Source organism: Stutzerimonas frequens (assembly GCF_024448335.1).
Lineage (GTDB): Bacteria > Pseudomonadota > Gammaproteobacteria > Pseudomonadales > Pseudomonadaceae > Stutzerimonas > Stutzerimonas frequens.
In genome coordinates this window covers 1-17049 of the sequence record NZ_JAMOHM010000009.1, presented here as the reverse complement: position 1 = coordinate 17049, position 17049 = coordinate 1, and the positions used below count along the sequence as shown (strand labels likewise).

Genomic DNA, 17049 nt, shown 5'->3' with positions numbered 1-17049 from the left:
CCATGCCACGCTGGTCCTGATATGGAGTCGCGGCAGTGGCCGGGGGTTCGCTACTCGGTGACACGGAAGCGCAGCATGCCGATCATCTGGCCGGCTTCGGTGACGACGCGAACGCGCCAGCGGCCCGCGGGCTGCGCGGGAAAGTTGCGCTTGTGTGTCCATGCCCGATAGCCGGCCTCGCGGCCGCCGCTGATGTCCAGAGCGATCCGGTCAACGCGACGGCCGTTGTGCGTCCATTCGTGATAGATGCGCTCCTTCAGACCCCGTGGCGCGTTGATCGCGGTGTAGGCGTACAGACCGTTGATGCTCAGCTCGGCGGTACTGACCTCTCGCAGGCCTTTGCCGGGCTTGCGCTGGCGATCATCGAGGCTCATGGTCACGGCGACATCGGTCAGCCACAGCGTTGCCGGCGGGACCCAGGTGCGCCCCAGCCATCCGGCTGCGCCGACCGCTACCGCCAGCAGCAGGACGCCCGGCACGTTGCGCCAGCGCCAACGAGGAAAAAGCCCGCCGAGGCTGGGTAGCGCCAGGAGCACCGCCACCGCGAGCGCCAGTTGGTAGCTCTGCGGCGTCGACAGGTGGAAGATGATCGGCAAGGCCGTGAGCAGCACCGCGAAGAGCGTCAGCGCATGGAAGCCGAGATACACCCAGCGCCTTGGGGCGAGCCATCGGTAATAAAGCGGATCGATCAGCGAGACCAGTGCCGCCGCCCCGAGCAAGCCGGTGAACAGCGCCTGGCCGCTGTTCCAGGTGGTGGTGATGGCGAAGAACGGAATGATGAAGAACAGGCTTTCCTGGTGCACCATCTGCGTCGCATAGCGCAACAGAGGGGGCGGCACCTGCCAGCCGAACCAGCGTTGCAGGCTGCGTCGCAGACTGGACTCCAGCACCAGCCAGAGCCAGCTGATCAGCATGATGAACGCGATGACCTTGGCCAGCCCGGCATGCCGTTCGACCAGCACGAAACTGGCGACTCCGGAAATGAACCCGAACAGCGCGACGGTGCCTGGGTAGCGCCGGATCAGCCGGTTTGCCAGTTCGAACAGGTTTGACAGCAAGGCTCTGAGGCGCATGAGTGACTCGGGGTGTTGAAAGCGGGGTGCCTGCCTGAAGTATCAGGCATGTCGGGAGTGCTGCATACGCGCTACTGACTCGATACCCCTGGCCTCCGTCAAGTGGTTCGGCCGGACAGCGCCGGCCGACCAGGGTGCGCACTCAGTGGGCGCTGTTGGGTGCCTGCTGCGCGGCCTCAGTCTTTTGTGGCATGGCTGAGGAATGGTGGCTGGTAATCAACCACTCGCCAGCCTCATCGACCCATTTGTAGGTAAAGGTATAGCGCGCCGGGACCGTGTTGCCGTCGCCTAGCCTGAAGCTGTACAACCCTGTGTCCAGCGCAGTGTTGCAATCGATCATGATCATCCGCGAGACGATCTCGCCCTTGGGCTTCAATGCCAGGAAGTGCTTGAAGTAATCCCGTTTGGCTTCCGGCGTTTCCCGCGGCGTGTTGGATACCGTCGGCAGCAGCATCGAGTTCTGAGCGTAGTTTTCGACTACCCGCTGCGGATCGCCGGATTGCACATCTGCATTCCAGCGGTCGAACAGCGCGGCAACCTGCTTTTCGTCGGTGGCCTGGCAAGCCTGGTCATTCGCCAGCGCCGGGAATGCGGCAAGCGAGAGGAGTAGGGGGAATGCGTATTTCATGGCGTGACTCATGGACGGTGGTCGAAACGCGGAATGAATCCGCTGTGATACGGCGCGGCGTGAGCGACGCCGCGCACGGTTGTGACCGTCCGGTTCCCGAGTCATTCCCGCCAGTGGTCGCTCAGGCTTCGATGGCGGCCATGATCGCCTCGTGCACCGCGGTGTAGGAGCTGGTCTTGTCCGCTGGCAAACGAACTCGCGGCAGGCCGACGGTACTGCATAACCGCTCCCTGAATTCATCGTCGGTATCGTCCAGATCGACCGCGCAGACGGGCTGCAGTGTCTGGCTGTCGCACAGCAGGAAGTTGAAACGTGCCGCTGCGATACGGTTGGTGGCCCGATACCAGTAAGCTCGCCGGGCTATGGCGGTCACCTCGACGACCTCGGCGACGCCGACCTTGGGCAGAATCAGGTACGTCTGGCCAACGGTGCGTTGCAGCATCTCGAGTAGTTCACGTTCTGCTGGTGAGAACACCGGGTCCTTCAGACGATAGGGATACTGCAGTGCCGGATGGTTGAGCTGGCGATTCTTGACGAAGAACACCAGCACGAAACAGAGGAACGCCACCAGCGTCAGGGCGAGCCAGCTCATAGGTGCCTCCAGCGAAGGTTGGATTTCTGATCGGCGCCGGCAAGCCACGGCGCATGTCGTCCAGTTGAGTGCTGAGTATGGAATTGGTTCGTCTGGCTTATCCACGATAGCTGTGCGCGATGCTGTGGATAACCGCTGAGTTGTCTTCTGTAATGCCTGCCGGACAAGCGTTTCGGCGAACTGTTCAGGATTTGAGCAGTATTGGCTCAGACGCTTGCACGAAGGCTTTGAGGCTGCCGCGAGCTAGGAAGATAGACTCCACCAAGGATTTATCCACGGCAATTGTGGATGCTCATGTGGATAACATGGGGGCGCTGCCCTGCAGGCCAGTGGTGCCCTGGCCTGCAGCGCGCTGGTTGGATTTTGATCAGCCGTACCCGCTCAGCGGGGAGCAGCCTTTGCCCAGCGACTGTGCGCTGGAGGCTGCCACGCCTCGAGCAGCTGGATGAGAGCCTGTGGATCGTCGCTGCGCTGCAGCATCTCGCGGTGTGGACTGCGGACGAAGCCCTCTTCCACCAAGTGATCGAGGAAGTGGCTGAGCTTGCTGTAGAAGTGATGTACATCCAGCAGGCCAAGCGGCTTGGGATGGTAGCCAAGCTGGCCCCAGGTCCAGACCTCGAACAGTTCTTCCAGTGTTCCCAGCCCGCCGGGCAGGGCGATAAAGGCGTCCGCCAGTTCGGCCATGCGTGCCTTGCGCGCATGCATGCCGTCGACGACCTCCAATCGGGTTAGGCCAGTGTGGCCGACTTCGGCATCCTTCAGGCTCTGCGGAATGATGCCGATGACCTCGCCACCGGCCGCCATGGTGGCATCCGCGACCACCCCCATCAGGCCGACGGCACCGCCGCCGTAGACGAGGCGGATACCGTTGGCGGCCAGGGTGCGGCCGAGCTCCTGGGCGGCTTGTTCATAGACGGGATTGGTACCGCGGCTGGCGCCGCAGAAAACACAGATGGAACGCAGGGACATCGGCTACTCCGCTGGTTGGGGCTGGCAGCGAAGGTTACGCCGCCATGCCCCGCGGGCCAAGGGAGACCGACGTCCTGGATCGAGCGCCAGGAAATGACACTTAGCGGTCGCTCAGCACCCTGCGGCAGCCGAAGCGTAATTGGCGAACAGACGCTCGAACAGGCTGTGGCTGAACATGGTGGGACTCCTCGCTTCGTTGATGGACTCATGCTATGACCCATGCGCCGGCGTTGCTCTTAGTTTTTGACCATTACGGCGATAGCGCCATGTCTATGCTGCGGTTGTCCCCGAATTATGTGCGTGACTCTGTGGATAACCTTGGGAAGGCCGGCTGCAAGCGAAGCGCAGTAAGGCATGGGGCGGCTAGTACGTTTTTTGCCCAACCATGTGCTGTGCGACTGCAGGCCGCATTGCAGAAGGCTTGACGGGAGTTTTGTCAAGGTCGCAGGCCATAATATTCGGCGGTTGGATCGTCCCCCGGTTATCCACGAAAGCTGTGGAAAACTCTGTGAGTTGTTTGGGCAAACAAGCCCGCAAGCGGCTAACGGCGTGGCCAAGACAATGCTGAGTGAAATCCGCTCAGGTCCATGACTGATCAACACGGGTCATCCCCAGCCCTTATGCCGCGGCATTCATTTCTGGCGGATTGCTTGTTACGGCGCCAAGGCCTGTTGAACACTCCGGTCCTCGCATCTCATCCAACAAGAAACCGCTGAGGGAGTTCGCATATGACTGATGCCATCCGCTTCGAAGACAAGGTCGTGATCGTGACCGGGGCCGGCGGTGGGCTGGGGCGTGCCCATGCGCTGCTGTTCGCCCGCCATGGCGCCAGGGTGGTGGTCAACGACCTGGGCGGCAGTACCCAGGGCGAGGGCGCGAACAGTTCCGCGGCCGATCGGGTGGTCGAGGAGATTCGCCAGGCCGGTGGCCAGGCTGTCGCCAATCATGACTCGGTCACCGACGGCGATCGCATCGTTCAGCAGGCTCTGGACACCTACGGTCGTATCGACGTGGTGGTCAACAATGCGGGCATCCTGCGTGACAAGACCTTCCACAAGATGGATGACGCCGACTGGGATCTGGTCTATCGCGTGCACGTCGAGGGCTCCTACAAGGTGACCCGTGCCGCCTGGTCGCACATGCGTGAGCAGGGTTATGGCCGGGTGATCTTCACCGCCTCGACCTCCGGCATCTACGGTAACTTCGGTCAGTCCAACTACGGCATGGCCAAACTCGGTCTGTACGGCCTGACCCGTACCCTGGCGCTGGAAGGACGCAAGAACAACGTGCTGGTCAATGCCATTGCGCCTACCGGTGGTACCCGGATGACCGAGGGGCTGATCCCGCCCCAGGTGTTCGAGCAGCTGAAGCCGGAGCTGGTCAGCCCGCTGGTCGTCTACCTGGGCAGCGAACAGTGTCAGGACACCGGCGGCCTGTTCGAAGTGGGCGGCGGCTGGATGGGCAAGGTACGTTGGGAGCGCAGCCTTGGTGTGGGCTTCGATCCGAAGGCCGGGTTCGATGCCGAGGACGTCGCGGCGCAATGGCAGCAGATCTGCAATTTCGAGAACGCGGCGCATCCGGCCGACAACATCGAAGCGCTGAAGGAGATGATGGCCAACCTGCAGAAGTATGCCGGCTGACCGTCCTCCGTATGAGCGTCCGCCGGGCTGCCGGCGGATCGTCAGGCCGGGGCCGCGTCTGGCTCCGGTCGCAACAGGCGCAGCGCTTTTTCCCGCGCCTGACTGAGATTGCGCACGTACAGCAGATGCCCCTGCAGGCGATGGATGCCGGCACGGCGCAGCTTCAGCCGGACCTGCGCACTGCTGCCGCTGAGGATGAGGGTGACGCCCAGCCTGCGGTAATCCACCAGCACGTTTTCCAATGCGGCCAACGCGGTCATGTCCAGCATCGGCACGGCGCTGATGTCGACGATCACCACCTTGACCTCGGGATTGAAGCGCCGCAGCGCGCCCAGCGCCTTTTCCGCAGCGCCAAAGAACAGCGGGCCGCGAATGGCATAGGTGGCGACATGTTCGGGCATGTCCTGAAGCACGCGACGCTGCTCGCGGGAGAGCGTGGTGGTGTCGGTCAGCTCGCTCATGCGCTTGATGAACAGCCCCGCCGCCAGCAGCAGGCCGACACCCACGGCCAGCACCATGTCGAACAGTACCGTGAGAATCAGGCAGGTCAGCAACACCAGCACGTCGCTGCGCGGCGCGATGCGCAGTACATGCATCACGTGCGGCGCCTCGCTCATGTTCCAGGCCACCATCACCAGCAGCGCTGCCAGCGCTGCCATCGGCAGGTAGCTGAACAGCGGCGCCAGCCAGAGGATCGCCACCAGTACCACGCCGGCGTGGATAATCGAGGCCAGCGGCGAAAACGCGCCGGCTCTGACATTGGTCGCGCTGCGAGCGATGGCTGCGGTCGCGGTGATGCCGCCGAACAGTGGCGCAACCAGATTGCCGAGGCCTTGACCGATCAGCTCGCCGTTGGGCTCGTGGTTGCTGCCGGTCATGCCGTCGGCCACTACGGCGCAGAGCAGCGATTCGATGGCGCCGAGCATGGCGATGGCGAAGGCTGGCGCCAGCAGTTCACGGAACAGTTCGTAGCTCAGTTCCAGGGGCTGGCCGTCCGCTCCGGGCAGCAGCCAGGGCCAGGCGAAATCAGGCAGGAATGGCGGAATGCCGGGGTGGGTGACGCCGTCCAGGGTATAGCTGAACCGTTCGCCAAGGGTCGCCACTGACAATCCGGACGATTCTAGCAGCAAACCTGCCAGCGCGCCGACGGTCAGCGCCACCAGATGACCGGGCACCTTCGGCACCCAGCGCGGCCAGATGATCAACAGCGCCAGACAGATCGCCGCCACCAGCGCATCGCCCATATGTGCGTCGGGCAGTGAGCGCAGCACCAGGCCGACCTGCTCGACGTAATGCTGCGGCTGCTCGGTGAGGATCAGGCCGAACAGGTCTTTGATCTGCAAGGTAGCGATGACGATACCGATGCCCGCGGTAAAGCCGAGGGTAACGGGGTAGGGGATGAAGGCGATCAGGCGGCCGGCGCGCAGCAGGCCGAGGGTGATCAGGATCAGGCCGGCAAGCATGGTGCACAGCAGCAGCCCGCCAAGGCCGAACTGCTGGGTGATCGGCAACAGGATCACCACGAACGCCGCCGTCGGCCCTGAAACGTTGAAGCGCGAGCCCCCGGTCAGTGCGATCAGCGGAGCAGCCACCAGCACCGTGTACAGGCCGTGCTGGGGTGCCACGCCGACTGCGATCGCCAGCGCCATGGCCAGCGGGATGGCGATGATGCCGACGGTCAAGCCGGCACTGATGTCTCCGCGCAACGCGCGGGCTCCGTATCCCAGGCTCAGGGCCTGCCGCCATGCCGCAAACAGAGGGGGGAACTTCATGTGCGGAACGCTCCTTGTAGGCGAGGGCGCCATTATAGGCGCCAGATACCACTTGTTATTTGTGACGAACAATCGCTCGCGATGGTGGCCAGGCGATGTACGACCTTGGTCGCAAGCAGGTCTGGCGCGTTGAGTGAGCCGGCTGCGAGGAGTAAACTGCCGCCCCCGTGAGACCCCGTGGACCGGAGGCGGCATGCGTAAAGACAAGAAACAGGTGATTGGCGACGAGATCGCGGACGATTCGATCAAGCTGTTTCTTCAGCCTGAGCCGGCTGACGATACGCCCCCTTCGCTGCACAAGCTGATCAAGGCCTATCGTGGCCTGCGCATCGATGACTTCGAACGCTTCCTCGGCTTCTTCGTGGCTGCCGGCTATGACCTGGACGCCCGGGATGCCAAAGGGCAGAGCTTTATCGACCTGGTTGCCGACCAGCGTCAGGCCAGGCCCTATATCGAGCTGATCGAAGCCATGCGCGACTGAACCGCCGGTCGCTGTTTCGTATCGAACGCATCGGATCGCCTGTGCGCGCCATACGAAGCGCGACGACGATCAGGCTCGGCAACAGATTCGCAATCGTTTTTTCTCGCCGCGTCCGCCGTTGAGCATTGGGTAAGGCCCGCTCCGGAGGGACGGCAGCGAGAGGAAGGAGGCCAAAAGCCGCCCTTCCGACAGCTGGCAGGCAGCCTGTGGCTGCCTGTTCTCGGGCACATGTTCCCGAGCAGCGGTCCAGGCACATGCTCCGTTCCTGACCGTCTGGCTGGTGGGTTTTACGGGGCCGCGTACTGCGGTCTCGACAGTTTAATGCTGTGATTCTGGAGAACGCGTTGATGACGCAACACGATAGCGAAGCAGTGGATATGGTGCTGGTGGGAGCCGGCATCATGAGCGCGACCCTGGCGGTACTGCTCAAGGAACTCGATCCCAATATCAAGCTGGAAATCGTCGAGCTGCAGGAGTCCGGAGCCATCGAAAGCTCCAACCCGTGGAACAACGCGGGTACCGGTCACGCCGGACTTTGCGAGCTGAACTACACCCCCGACAGCAAAGACGGCGCGATCGACATCAAGAAGGCCGTGCTGATCAACACGCAGTTCGAGGTCTCCAAGCAGTTCTGGGCCTACCTCGCCGACCGTGAAGGCTTCGGCTCCCCGCGTGATTTCATCAATGCCGTGCCGCACCTGAGCTTTGTGCGCGGCAGCAAGAACATCGACTATCTCAAGCGTCGCTTCGATGCGCTGAAGACCCATCACGCCTTCGCGGACATGGAATACAGCGAGGATCGCGCGACTCTGGCCGAGTGGATGCCGCTGATGATGCCGGGCCGCGATCCGAGCGAGCCGATCGCCGCGACGCGCGCCATGAACGGCACCGACGTCAACTTCGGTGCGGTGACCAGCCAACTGCTTGGCTATCTGTCGCGCAGCGGTGGCGTCAAGGTGTCCTACAACCAGAAGGTCACTGGCCTCGATCGCACGGCCAGCGGCTGGAAGGTCGACATCAAGAACACCCGCACCGGCGACTCGCGCCAGGTGCAGGCCGGCTTCGTTTTCCTGGGTGCTGGCGGCGCTGCGCTGCCGCTGCTGCAGATGTCCGGTATCGAGGAAGGCAAGGGCTTCGGCGGCTTCCCGGTCAGCGGCCAGTGGCTGCGCTGCGACAACCAGGAAATCGTCAAGCAGCACCAGGCCAAGGTCTACAGCCTGGCCGCGGTCGGCGCGCCGCCGATGTCGGTGCCGCACCTCGATACCCGCGTCGTCGACGGCAAGAAGTCCCTGCTGTTCGGACCCTATGCCGGCTTTACCACCAAGTTCCTCAAGCGCGGTTCGTTCATGGACCTGCCGCTGTCGATTCGTCCGAGCAACATTGGCCCGATGATGGCCGTGGCGCGCGACAACATGGACCTGACCCGCTACCTGATCAAGGAAGTGATGCAGTCCATGGAGGATCGCCTGGAAACGCTGCGCGGCTTCTATCCCGAGGCCAAGGCCGAAGACTGGCGCCTGGAGATCGCCGGCCAGCGCGTGCAGATCATCAAGAAGGACCCGAAGAAGGGCGGCATTCTGCAGTTCGGCACCGAACTGGTCGCAGCGAAGGACGGCACCATCGCCGCGCTGCTCGGCGCATCGCCGGGTGCTTCGGTGACTGTGTCCATCATGCTCGATCTGCTCGAGCGCTGCTTCCCCGAGCAGTACCGCTCGCAGGCCTGGTCGAGCAAGCTGCAGGAAATGTTCCCGGCGCGTGAAAGCGTGTTGCAGAACGACGCCGCGGCCTATCGCGAGATCAGCCAGATGGCGGACAAGCGCCTCGGCCTGACCTACTGACCAGCTGCGCTGAAGCGAAAAAAGCCCCGTACCGAACGTACGGGGCTTTTTTGTGCCTCCGGGTTTACCTGCGCATCACGCCGCGCGCAGGCTCTCGGCGGGAAGCGGCTGGCCAATCCAGCTCAGGCGAGCTTCCTCGACCTCGACCCAGGCGACGCCCTCAGGCTTGCAGACGCTGCTGAGCAGCATGCGGCAGCGGCCATGTTCATCCAGCAGGGCGAAATGGCGAGGCGGGCGGCGGCGCAACAGGGAAATGAGCTGGCGCATGATGGTCTGCACTCATGATGATTGGCATGTCGCCGTTATCGCAAAGCCGTGTGACAACAGCGTGAAAAGGAACGCGGCAGTGGCGCCGCCGGTCTGAATCGCATCACTGTCGGCGCGTCGTGCCGGTGGGTATACTGCGCCGCATTCATCGCCCCTAACCCTGGAGAAAACAGCATGCTGCAACGCCTGTTGTTCGGTCTTGTCACCGTTCTTGGAATGAGTCTGGTCGGTTGTGCCCACAGCCCGCAGCAGCTCGACCCGAACCCCAAACTCAACGGCACCATCAATCCCGTTGGCCAGGGGCAGCCCGTGGTCGTACGGGTGGTCGATGCGCGCCCATCGCCGACCCTCGGCACTCGTGGCGGCCTGTATCCGGAAACCAGCGCGGTGATCGTGCCGAGTGCCAAGGTCATCCCCAAGCTGCAGGCCCAGACCGAAGCCGCTGTGCGACTGCTCGGTTTCACGCCATCGCCGAACGCCTATAACGCGCCGCAGCTGACGCTGACCTTGGCCGAGCTTAAGTATCAGTCGCCGAAGGAGGGGCTGTACGTCACCGAGGCCAACATCGGCGCGACGCTGAAGGTCGAGGTGCAGAATGCCGGCAAGCGCTACAACGGCCGTTATGGGGCCTCGTTGAATCAGCGCTTCGGCATGGCGCCCAACGAGCAGACCAACACCAAGCTGGTCAGTGACGTCTTGAGCGACGCGCTGACCCGGGTGTTCCGCGACGACAACATCGGTCGTCTGCTGGCTGAGTAAGCCTGCGCGCAATACCGCAAGCCTCTCCGAACCCCGCCGCGGCTGTCCGCGGCGGGGTTTTCTTTTGCATGGGTAATAACGACGACGCCCCGCACGAGGCGGGGCGTCAGTGGCGACCAGGCTGTATCAGCGTACGCCGGAGTTGCGCAGAGCGGCCGGAGTGTACTGGTTGGAGTTGGCCTTGTAGTTATAGGTGTAGGGGTTCTTCTCTTCGTTCTTCATGCCCATGACCAGATAGCGGCCCGAGATGAGATCGTAGAGGGTCTCCATGGAGTACAGCGGGACCTGTACGTTGTAGAAATGCAGGCTGTGCGCCTCGGCGACGCGCCAGAGCTGGTTGCGACCATCGTAGTGATCGACGACCGCGGCCTGCCAGGTGTCCTCGTCGATGAAGAAGTGGCGCTTGGCATAGATATGGCGCTCGCCCGCCTTGAGGGTCGCTTCCACTTCCCATACGCGGTGCAGCTCGTAGCGGGTCAGATCCTGGTTGATATGGCCGGCCTTGACGATGTCTTCGTACTTCAGCTCGGGCGAGTCCAGGCGATAGGAGTTGTAGGGGATGTACAGCTCCTTCTTGCCGATCAGTTTCCAGTCGTAGCGGTCCGGCGCGCCGTTGAACATGTCCAGGTTGTCGGAAGTGCGCAGGCCGTCCGCAGCAGTGCCCGGGCCGTCATAGGCGACCTGCGGGGCGCGGCGCACACGGCGCTGGCCGGCATTGTAGATCCAGGCCATGCGCGGCTCCTTCACCTGGTCCAGGGTTTCGTGCACCAACAGCACGTTGCCGGCGAGGCGGGAGGGCTCGGTGACCTGCTGCTTGAAGTAGAACAGCACGTTGCCATGCTTCTCTGGGTTGTAGTCGGTGAGGGTGTCGGTGTAGACCACCTCATCGACGAACTTGACCAGGCTGAAGCTGCCGTTGACCTGCGGCGTGGCTTGTGCCACGACCCGGCGCGCGGAGCCGCCGCGATAGCGGGTGATGTGGTTCCAGGCCACTTCCAGGCCGTCCTGGGGAATCGGGAAGGCAATCGCCTTGTCGAAGTTCTCCAGGCCGTTGCCGCCGCTGACCAGTTTGGTCTGCGTGGCGTTGCGAGCGGCGGCGTCATAGACGTGCTGCGGCATCGCGGCGCTGCGGCGGGTCTCATAGACCGGCAGACGGTAGCTGTTCGGGTAGCGCTTGAGCATCGCGATCTGCCCGGGCGTCAGGTTGTCCTTGTACTGCTCGTAGTTCTGCGCGGTGATGGTGAACTTCGGCTTGTCGCTGGCGTAGGGATCGCCGACGAAGCCATCGGGCGTGACCGGCGCGGCGTCCTGTGCCAGACCACCGGTCCAGGCCGGAATAGTGCCTGCCGCATTGCCGGCCTTCTCTGCGCCGACCGGGGTCAGCTCGTTGCCCAGGCGCGCCGCCTCGGACTCGGATACCGCAGCCATGGCGCTACTGGCCAGCAGCGAAAGGGTTAACGCTCCGGTTGTGAACATTGTTGTTTTCATTATTTCGTCCTGTTTTCTGAATACTGATTCCCCGTGGCGCAGCCAAAGCCGGCACCAAGTGATCGGCGTAGCGATGTGTGCCGGCAGCTACTCCGGGTGATGCCAATGGCTGTCGCCGTCCACCCCCGCACACGCTCTATTTCGCCGTTTCGAGGTATGCCGAGGGTGAAGGTGGGGCCGGTCATAAGTCAAGGCCGACCGGTGAACATGACGCCATAATCTGGAGTGATAATGCTTCGAAGATTAGCCATCCCGTCGGACTTATGTGGCGAAGCGGCTCGGCACAAGTACACTGGGCGGCTGCCTGGCATCGGCCAGAAGAAGTGCAACCCGAGGAATTCCAATGATGTTTTACGCGCAGTCCGAGCTGATCCTGGCTCCGGCGTTGCTTCTCAATGCGCTAGCTCTGGTGTGCGCCCTTTGTGGCGGTTGGCTGCTGGTCGCGACCCAGTGGCGGATCGCGCGGGCCAGTTCTCGGGCGACTCAGGCCGCGGTCGGCTCCTCTACGCTGCCGGCCCGCGCGGCTTCGACCGCTCGGATCAATCAGGCCTTCTACCGCTTCGGTGCGGGCGCTCTGGCGCTCGCCCTCGGCCTCTCCATGGCCTCGCGGATGCTCTGAGCGTCGCGCTCAGAGCGGGCCTGCTGGCGATGCACGGCGGGCCGCGTCAACCGCTCAGGGTTCCATGCCCGCCAGCAGGCGATACTGGTTGCGCACCGGTGTCGCGTACTGCTGGATCAGGTACGGCTGCTGCACGCTCGGGCAGGCGGCCAGGCGTTTGCTCCATTCGGCCTCGGCGCGCTCGACTTCCTCGGGGCTGAATAGCTCGGCGGCGCTGGGCACCTGGATTTCCGGGTCCTGCTCGTCCCACAGGCGGTAGGCCAGGTAGTGCACCGGGAATAGCCGGTAGCTGCCGAGAATCTGCCGATCCACCACCAGGGCCATCTGCTTGGCGTCCTCGGGCACGCTTTCCATCGGCGTGCCGAAGGCGATGTGCACCCGGCCTTTATAGCCGGTAATACCCAGGGCGATGCTCGCGTCATCCTCGCCTGGCGCCTTGCTGTAGGTCCCGGTGGTGGCGCGGATGTACAGCTCGCGGGCCTTGGCCTGGTCGCAGGGGTCGTATTCGTAGCTGATCGACACCGGCACCGGGCGCAGCGCCGCCAGTGCTTCGGCGAAGGCTTCGTCCTTGCGACTCATGTGCAGCATCTTGAGAATGGCCGAGTCGGTGCGGTCGTCACCGTCCTTGGCGCGGCCTTCGGCCTGAGCGATCCAGACCGACTCGCCGTCGTTGCGGATCGAGTGGTTGATGTATGCCGAAAGCACCTGGTAGGCGGCCAGCTTCTCGCGGCGGCCGGTGATCGAGCGGCGCACGATGAAGCTCTTGTTCAGGCGCATCAGGTCGCTGACGAAGGGGCGCTGCAGCAGGTTGTCGCCGATGGCGATACGCGGAGTGCGGATGCCGGCCTGGTAGACCGCATAGTTGACGAAGGCCGGGTCCATGACGATGTCGCGGTGATTGGCCAGGAACAGATAGGCTCGGCCTTTCTGCAGCTGCTCGAGCCCGGAGAAGGTGACGCCGTCCGTGGCACGCTCGATGGTGCGGTCGATATAGGCCTCGATCTTGTGCTGCAGGGCATCCACCGTATGGATGCTGGCGAACTGTTTGCGTAACCGCTGCGAGATGACCGGCTTGATCAGCCAGCCCAGGCTGTCGGCCAGCCGCGGGAAACGGAAGTGCGCCAGAATGTCGAGAAACTCGCGATCGGCGAACAGGCGCGCCATGACCAGCGGTACTTCGGCGTCGGCGTAGGGTCGGATGGCTTCGAATTCGTCCATCATGCTCTCTGTAAAGGAAACGAGGAACGGGCCTGCAACGGGTGCGCAGGCAATTCGCGGAACGGACCGGAGCCGGCTGGCTCATACTCATCGAGTAAACGGCCGTTTCGCCGCATGCCTGTGAAACCCTGCTTGCGGCCCAGGGTGCCCAATTGCGGGACACCCCGAGTCGGTCTTCTTAAAGGTTCGAATCAGCGACCTTTAAAGACGGCGATTATAGCGACAAGTCACGCGGAGGACCGATGCTGGAAACACAGCTCTTTCATTGCCCCTATTGCGGCGAGCCGGTCGAGGCCGTTCTCGATCTCAGCGCGGGCGATCAGCAGTACATCGAGGACTGCGCCGTGTGCTGCCGGCCGATCGTCTTCGATCTGCATACGGACGGCGAACAGTGGCAGCTGGAAACCCGTGGGGAGGATGAATGATGCGGCGTATCTACGAGCCGCGCGATCTGCTGGAGGCGGAAATGCTCAGCGGCATGTTGGTTGCCGAGGGCATCGAGGCATTCCTGGCGGGCAGTCATCTGATCGGCGCCATGGGCGAACTGCCGGCGGCCGGGCTGCTCGGGCTCATGGTTGCGGATGAGGATGCCGAGCGGGCACGTCAGCTGATCGCTGCGTACAATGGCGCCGAGCCGTTGCCGGGCGATGAACCGGAGAGTTACCCCGGCGAACTGATCTGCTGACGAGTCTTTTTATGTGCGGTCGCTATGCCCTTTTCCGCTGGAGCCAGGACTTCGCTGCCTTGCCTGGCTTCCCCTCCGATCAGCAACCGCACTGGAGCCTCGCGCCTGGCGCTTCGGTGCTGCTGTTGCGCCAGGTCGATACGCAGTTGCAGCTCAGCCGCGTGCGCTGGGGGCTGACGCCGGCCTGGCTTACCGATCTGACGCGCACGCCGGCCCAGGCGCGGGCGGAAACCATCAGCGAGCAGCCGATGTTCCGCGAGGCGTTTCGCCTGCGCCGCGGGTTGCTGCCAGCCAACGGCTTCTACGAATGGCGCGGCTCGGCGCGCAAGCGCCCCTACTGGATGACCTGCGAAGGCTCGCTCGCCTATTTCGCCGCGCTCTGGGAAGCCTATCCGGTGCAGGGGCACACCTATCTCAGTGCTGCTGTCGTGACCCAGCCGGCAGCCACGCTGCGCCGGCCGCTGATCCTCGACGAGGCGGGGCAGGCGGCGTGGCTCGATCCCGCCACCCCTCCCGAAACGCTTCAGCAATTGTTGCTGCAACCAGCCCCGACGCTGCGCGAGCGGCCGCTGGCGACGCTGGTCAACGACCCGCGCCTCGATTCTCCGGAATGCCTCACCCCCGCTTGAGACATCCGCCTGGCTGCCCGGTCCTGCCGACAGCTCCGGTCAGACCCTGAACTGATTGATCAGGCGGCGCTGCTGCTCGGCCAGACGCGTCAGGCCGGCGCTGGCCTGGCTGGCTTCCTCGGCGCCACCGGCGACCTCCTGTGCGACCTGACCGATGTTGGTGACGTTGCGGTTGATGTCCTCGGCCACGGCGCTCTGTTCCTCGGCGGCGCTGGCGATCTGGTTGTTCATGTCGTTGATCAGCGAGACCGCCTGGGTGATTGCCTGCAGCGCTTCGGCAGCCGCATCGGCCTGCTCGACGCTGCGCTGGGTGCGGTTCTGACTCTGCTCCATCACCTGCACCACGTCCCGGGTGCCGTTCTGCAGCTGCTGGATCATCTGCTGAATCTCGCCGGTCGCCTGCTGCGTCTTCTGCGCGAGGTTGCGGACTTCGTCGGCCACGACGGCGAAGCCGCGGCCCTGCTCGCCAGCACGCGCCGCCTCGATCGCGGCGTTCAAGGCCAGCAGATTGGTCTGCTCGGCGATGCTGCGAATGGTGACCAGAATGGCGTCGATATTTTCGCTGTCGCGAGCCAGCGTCTGCACCACCTCCACTGCACGGCCGATCTCGTCGGCCAGTTCGGCGATGGTCGAGCCGGTGTCCTGGACGATATGCCGGCCCTGATTCGCGGCGCGGTCAGCATTGCCCGCCGCTTCGGCCGCCTGGGTCGCGTTGCGCGCCACGTCCTGAGCCGTTGCGGTCATTTCGTGCACAGCGGTGGCCACCAGCTCGATTTCCGCCAGTTGCGTCTGCACCCCCTTGTCGGTACGGATAGCGATGTCGGCGGTGTGCTCGGAAGCGTCGCTGACCTTCTGCACCGAGCCGACCACCTCGCCGATCATGCCCTGCAGGCGTGCCAGGAAGGCGTTGAAGCCGGCGGCAATCTGGCCTAGCTCGTTGCGACTGTTGATGTTCAGGCGCTGGGTCAGGTCGCCTTCGCCCTGGCCGATGTTGTCCAGCATCACCACCATCTCGCGCAGCGGACGGGTGATGCGCCGGCTGACCAGCCAGATTGCCAGCAGGCCGGCAAGGCCGATCAGCATGCCGATGATCAGCATGGTGGCCAGGCTGCTGCGGCTTTCCTCGCCGAGCGCCGCCATGAGCTGTTCCAGGTCCTTCATGACTTCGGCAATCGGTAGCTGCAGCATCAGTACCCAGCGGGCGTCGGTGCCGTCAAAGGAGAAAGGCAGGAACAATGCGACGTGGCCATTCGCCTGGTCGATCTGATAATGGGTTTGGCCGGCCGGCAGGCGCTGGACGAGCGCCTGCTCCTCGGCGTCGAGGATCTGTGCTGCCGGCTTGCCGATCAGGTTCTTGTCGCTGCTGTAGGCGGCCAGGCGGCCGTTGTTCGAGATCAGCGCGATCTGCCCGACACCGCCATAGAGCTGCGCATTGGCATTGCTCAGCAGTTGCTGGATGAAGTCGACACTGATGTCCGCGCCGACGATGCCATGGAATTTGCCGTCGACGATGATCGGCGCGTTGAACGAAGACAGTAGCGACGTTTTGCCATTCATCTCATAGGGGGCGGGATCGCCGACGCACGGTTTGAGTTGCTCGCGCGGGCACAGGTAGTACTCGCCGGCACGTACGCCTGTATCCAGCAGTCGGGTGTCTTCGATATCGGTGAGGCGGTCGACCAACAGCTTGCCGCTGCCGTCGCGGTATACCCAGCTGGCGAAGCGACCGTCGACCATGCCCGGCTCGTCGCCGCGATACATCAGGTCGTTGGCATCCACGCCGTTGGGCTCCCAGGCGATATAGGTGCTGGTCAGCTCGGGATTCTCGATCAGCGTCTGGCGGGCGAGGTTGATCAGTTCCTCGCGCCGGAGGTTGGCCATCGGCATACCGTCGTCGCCGGTCAGCGCGGTAAGCGTGTGCACCCGCGCGAGGCTCGTGGCGATCTGCAGAGGCGCCTGCAGTTGCGCCTGGATCCGGCTGACCTGGGTCTGGGCGAGGGCGGTGACGCGCTGCTCGACCATGCCGTCGATCAGCGAGCGGGTCCGCTCCTCGACCAGCGCCTGGCTGCGCATGCCGGAAACCATGGCATATAGCAGAAGTGCGGCGATCACGGCCAGGGTGCAGGTGCCGGCCAGCGCGGCAAAGGCGGTCTGGATGGATCGGAACATGTGCGGAACTCCAATTGCGCAGCGGATAGGCAGGCTATCGGCCGGATTTGCGACAACTGCAGCGGCACGTTCGGTTGCCTGACAGGTGGGCCCGCGATAGGGTCTGTTCCCGTTTCGTACGCGGCCGCGCCGGAGCCGTTTTTTGCGCGAGGCAAGGCACGAGGAGCGAAGTTTGGTCATTCCAAATAAGCGACAAGTAACGCCGCATCGCGCAAAAAACGG

17 protein-coding genes are annotated in these 17049 nt (G+C 63.7%); 8 read left to right on the top strand and 9 right to left on the bottom strand.

Annotated elements, in window-relative coordinates:
* Nucleotides 1-50: 50 nt before the first annotated feature.
* The 4 genes from NAO55_RS13405 to NAO55_RS13390 all read right to left on the bottom strand — a co-directional run bounded on the left by NAO55_RS13405 (nt 51) and on the right by NAO55_RS13390 (nt 3262).
* Complete coding sequence (locus NAO55_RS13405; RefSeq protein WP_102840607.1) at nt 51-1073, bottom strand: DUF5924 family protein; 1023 nt, start codon at nt 1071-1073, stop codon at nt 51-53.
* Nucleotides 1074-1215: 142 nt separating this feature from the next.
* Nucleotides 1216-1701 (bottom strand): SgcJ/EcaC family oxidoreductase, encoded by a 486-nt coding sequence (locus tag NAO55_RS13400; protein ID WP_102840608.1) that lies wholly within the window; start codon nt 1699-1701, stop codon nt 1216-1218.
* Between the two features lie 121 nt (nt 1702-1822).
* Nucleotides 1823-2293 (bottom strand): DUF2726 domain-containing protein, encoded by a 471-nt coding sequence (locus NAO55_RS13395; RefSeq protein WP_102840609.1) that lies wholly within the window; start codon nt 2291-2293, stop codon nt 1823-1825.
* Nucleotides 2294-2674: 381 nt separating this feature from the next.
* A complete protein-coding gene (locus tag NAO55_RS13390; RefSeq protein ID WP_102840610.1) occupies nt 2675-3262 on the bottom strand; it encodes a cytokinin riboside 5'-monophosphate phosphoribohydrolase in 588 nt (195 codons plus the stop codon).
* Between the two features lie 728 nt (nt 3263-3990).
* Here NAO55_RS13390 and NAO55_RS13385 point away from each other — a divergent pair.
* Nucleotides 3991-4902, top strand: coding sequence for an SDR family oxidoreductase (locus tag NAO55_RS13385; protein ID WP_102840611.1), 912 nt, complete (start codon nt 3991-3993; stop codon nt 4900-4902).
* A gap of 41 nt (nt 4903-4943) precedes the next feature.
* On the opposite strand, the gene dauA is transcribed toward NAO55_RS13385, so the two are convergent.
* Nucleotides 4944-6674, bottom strand: a complete 1731-nt coding sequence (gene dauA, locus NAO55_RS13380; protein ID WP_102840612.1) for a C4-dicarboxylic acid transporter DauA — start codon at nt 6672-6674, stop codon at nt 4944-4946.
* 193 nt (nt 6675-6867) lie between these two features.
* Here dauA and NAO55_RS13375 point away from each other — a divergent pair, with 193 nt between their 5' ends.
* Both NAO55_RS13375 and mqo read left to right on the top strand, forming a co-directional pair.
* Nucleotides 6868-7155: a PA4642 family protein gene (locus tag NAO55_RS13375; protein ID WP_044316277.1), complete on the top strand. Its 288-nt coding sequence runs from the start codon at nt 6868-6870 to the stop codon at nt 7153-7155.
* Nucleotides 7156-7481: 326 nt separating this feature from the next.
* The gene (gene mqo, locus NAO55_RS13370) at nt 7482-8993 is read left to right on the top strand and encodes a malate dehydrogenase (quinone) (protein WP_102840613.1); all 1512 of its coding nucleotides are present in this window, start codon (nt 7482-7484) and stop codon (nt 8991-8993) included.
* A 75-nt stretch (nt 8994-9068) separates the two neighbouring features.
* Here the strand turns inward: mqo and NAO55_RS13365 are convergent, their stop codons facing one another.
* The gene (locus NAO55_RS13365) at nt 9069-9260 is read right to left on the bottom strand and encodes a hypothetical protein (protein ID WP_044316279.1); all 192 of its coding nucleotides are present in this window, start codon (nt 9258-9260) and stop codon (nt 9069-9071) included.
* A gap of 174 nt (nt 9261-9434) precedes the next feature.
* Between NAO55_RS13365 and NAO55_RS13360 the strand changes: the two genes are divergently transcribed.
* Nucleotides 9435-10019, top strand: a complete 585-nt coding sequence (locus NAO55_RS13360; protein WP_063544543.1) for a YajG family lipoprotein — start codon at nt 9435-9437, stop codon at nt 10017-10019.
* 126 nt (nt 10020-10145) lie between these two features.
* On the opposite strand, the gene NAO55_RS13355 is transcribed toward NAO55_RS13360, so the two are convergent.
* Entirely contained in the window at nt 10146-11495 is a 1350-nt protein-coding gene (locus NAO55_RS13355; RefSeq protein WP_102840614.1) for a DUF1329 domain-containing protein, read from the bottom strand.
* A gap of 355 nt (nt 11496-11850) precedes the next feature.
* On the opposite strand from NAO55_RS13355, the gene NAO55_RS13350 reads away from it, so the two are divergent.
* Complete coding sequence (locus NAO55_RS13350) at nt 11851-12126, top strand: hypothetical protein (RefSeq protein ID WP_102840615.1); 276 nt, start codon at nt 11851-11853, stop codon at nt 12124-12126.
* Nucleotides 12127-12180: 54 nt separating this feature from the next.
* Here NAO55_RS13350 and NAO55_RS13345 read toward each other — a convergent pair whose 3' ends face one another.
* Nucleotides 12181-13347, bottom strand: a complete 1167-nt coding sequence (locus NAO55_RS13345) for a 1-acyl-sn-glycerol-3-phosphate acyltransferase (RefSeq protein WP_063544549.1) — start codon at nt 13345-13347, stop codon at nt 12181-12183.
* A 239-nt stretch (nt 13348-13586) separates the two neighbouring features.
* Between NAO55_RS13345 and NAO55_RS13340 the strand changes: the two genes are divergently transcribed.
* From NAO55_RS13340 to NAO55_RS13330, 3 genes are read left to right on the top strand one after another with little or no spacing between them, the layout of a single operon-like run.
* On the top strand, nt 13587-13769 hold the full coding sequence (locus NAO55_RS13340; RefSeq protein ID WP_063544551.1) for a CPXCG motif-containing cysteine-rich protein: 183 nt from the start codon (nt 13587-13589) through the stop codon (nt 13767-13769).
* Complete coding sequence (locus tag NAO55_RS13335) at nt 13769-14029, top strand: putative signal transducing protein (RefSeq protein WP_063544553.1); 261 nt, start codon at nt 13769-13771, stop codon at nt 14027-14029. The genes NAO55_RS13340 and NAO55_RS13335 overlap by 1 nt, the downstream gene beginning before the upstream one ends.
* A gap of 11 nt (nt 14030-14040) precedes the next feature.
* Entirely contained in the window at nt 14041-14658 is a 618-nt protein-coding gene (locus NAO55_RS13330; RefSeq protein ID WP_102840616.1) for an SOS response-associated peptidase, read from the top strand.
* A 39-nt stretch (nt 14659-14697) separates the two neighbouring features.
* Here the strand turns inward: NAO55_RS13330 and NAO55_RS13325 are convergent, their stop codons facing one another.
* Nucleotides 14698-16827 (bottom strand): methyl-accepting chemotaxis protein, encoded by a 2130-nt coding sequence (locus tag NAO55_RS13325; protein WP_102840617.1) that lies wholly within the window; start codon nt 16825-16827, stop codon nt 14698-14700.
* Nucleotides 16828-17049 lie beyond the last annotated feature (222 nt).